General features: G+C 72.6%; 1 protein-coding gene and 1 pseudogene. Both read right to left on the reverse strand.

Going from position 1 to position 1,614, the window contains the following annotated elements; all coding sequences use genetic code 11:
- A pseudogene (locus VBO01S_RS31370) lies at positions 1 to 392 on the reverse strand (efflux RND transporter periplasmic adaptor subunit); the annotation flags it as partial.
- On the reverse strand, positions 389 to 1,614 hold a 1,226-nt coding region (locus VBO01S_RS31375; RefSeq protein WP_062483070.1), incomplete at its 5' end, for an efflux transporter outer membrane subunit. The pseudogene VBO01S_RS31370 and the gene VBO01S_RS31375, both read right to left, overlap by 4 nt.

Raw genomic sequence — 1,614 nt, forward strand, 5'->3', positions numbered from 1 at the left:
GCGGCCGATGCGCGGGCCTCGGCCAGCGAGGCGCGCGCCTGCGCGATGTCGGCCTGCACCGTCTCGGGCGAGAACACCGCGAGCACCTGGCCCTTCTTTACGGTGTCGCCCACGTTGACGAGCACCTCGGCCAGCTTCAGGCCGTTCGATTCAGAGCCGATCACGGCCTCCTGCCAGGCCGCTACGTTGCCGTTGGCGGCCAGCGTGACGGTCAGCTCGGTGGCCTCGGGCTTGGCGACCGAGACGGTCAGGGCCGGGCGCTGCGCGGGGCCTTTCGCGGCGGGTGCGGCCTTGTCGTCGGCCGGCTTGCGGGTGAGCCACAGGCCGGCGCCAACGACGACGATCAGCGCCAGCAGCGCGAGGACAAGGGTGGAACGCTTCATTGTTTTCATGGCGACGTCGCGACCTTGGCGGCCGGGGTGGTGGTCATAGAGGACGATGCTTCGGCGGGGCGGCTCCAGCCGCCGCCCATCGAGCGGTACAGCGAAACCCAGGCTTCGGTGCTCTCGCGCTGCAGCGAGACGCGCGCGGTCTGCGCGGCGAACAGCGTGCGCCGCGAGTCCTCGAGCTCGAACAGGCTGGCCAGGCCGCTGCTGTAGCGGGCCTGGGTGGCGTCGAACGAGGCCTGGTAGTTCTTCACCGCGCTGTCGGCGTCGGTGCTGCGTGCGGTGGTGGCGTCGAGGTTCACGAGCGCTTCTTCCACCTCGCGCACCGCCTGGCGCACGTTCGCGCGGTAGAGCGACACGGCCTCGGTGTAGCGCGCCTTGGCGGCCTCGGAGTTGGCCGCGCGCGCGCCGCCGTCGAGCAGCGGCACGGTGAGCGACAGCGGCCCGACGGTCCAGGTGTCGAGCGATTCGCGAAAGCCGCTGGTGCGGATCTGCATGCGGCCGATCGAGCCCGAGAGCGTGAGCTTGGGGTAGCGCTCGGCCTCGGCCGAGCCCACCTCGGCGCTGGCCGCGGCCACGCCGAGTTCGGCCGCGTACACGTCGGGCCGCTGCGAGAGCGCCTGCGCCGGCACGCTGGCAATGGCACCGACCACCGGCAGCGCGCGCTGCGTGGGCGAGGCCGTGAGCTTCTGCGCGAGCGTGGGTTCGTCGAGCCCGCTGAGCGCCACCAGCGCCTTGCGCTGCACCGCGCACAGGGCGCGCTGTTGCGTGAGGCGGCCCGAGGCGTCGGAGGCACTGGCACGCGCCAGCGCGGCGTCGGCCGGCGCGGTGAAGCCGGCGCGCGCCGACAGGTCGGTGAGCCGCGCCGTTTCGCCGCGCGATTTGGCGTCCGATTCGGACACGTTCAATTGCTGCTGGCAGGCGCGTTCGGCGAAATAGGCGTTGGCCGTTTCGGCCGCCACGGCGACGCGGGCGTCATGCCACTTGGCGGTGGCGCTGTCCAGCTTCTGCTGGGCCGCGTCGCGATCGGCGCGCAGGCGGCCGAACAGGTCGATCTCCCACTTCGATTGCAGGCCGGCCTGCAGCGTGGTGACCGGCGCGGTGGAGGCGCTGCTGCTGCTTGAAGAGCCGCCCGATCCGAACGACGAGCCCGAAACTCCGCGGCTGGCCGACGCCGTGCCGTCCAGGCTGGGCAGCAGCGCCGCGCCGGCCTGCACGCGCGTGGAGC

The organism is Variovorax boronicumulans NBRC 103145, assembly GCF_001591345.1.
Taxonomy (GTDB): domain Bacteria; phylum Pseudomonadota; class Gammaproteobacteria; order Burkholderiales; family Burkholderiaceae_C; genus Variovorax; species Variovorax boronicumulans.